We start from the raw sequence: 537 nt of genomic DNA, 5'->3' as shown, positions 1-537 counted from the left end.
GAACCCTGGATGGTCGTGCCCACGGCGGTGAACTGGGCCTGGAAAGCGTCGAAGGAGCCGAAGGCGTCGTCGATCGCGGAAGCCAGCTCACCCTCGGGCTTGCCACCACCGTCCGGGGACATGTTCTTCCAGAAGATCGAGTGGTTGACGTGGCCACCCAGGTTGAACTGAAGGTCCTTGGAGAGCTTGGCGGCACCGGCGGAATCGCCGTTCTCGCGGGCCTCGGCCATCTTCTCGAGCGCCGTGTTCGCACCGGTCACGTAGGTGTTGTGGTGCTTGGAGTGGTGCAACTCCATGATGCGCGCAGAGATGTGCGGCTCCAGCGCGGCGTAGTCGTAATCGAGTTCGGGCAGAACGTACTTCTCAGCCATGAGATTTCCCTTCCTGTAGGAACCAACCCTTCAATCCAATCGACCACGGGGGCGGTTGGTCAAGGCCCTTCCGCCAGTAGCGGAGGCTCAGTCATCCAAGGACCTACGCGGGGTGCAGCGGATCCACGCCCACCCGTGGGCCTCCAACAACACACCGTCACGCAAG

At 62.6% G+C, this 537-nt stretch carries 1 protein-coding gene; it reads right to left on the bottom strand.

What is annotated here, in order from left to right:
* On the bottom strand, positions 1 to 371 hold a 371-nt coding region (locus GTW58_RS13875), incomplete at its 3' end, for a superoxide dismutase (RefSeq protein WP_168023642.1).
* Between the last annotated feature and the right edge of the window lie 166 nt (positions 372 to 537).

The sequence above is a fragment of the Kocuria subflava genome (assembly GCF_012163155.1).
Classification (GTDB): Bacteria; Actinomycetota; Actinomycetes; order Actinomycetales; family Micrococcaceae; genus Kocuria; species Kocuria subflava.
This window is presented reverse-complemented; position numbering and strand designations above follow the sequence as displayed.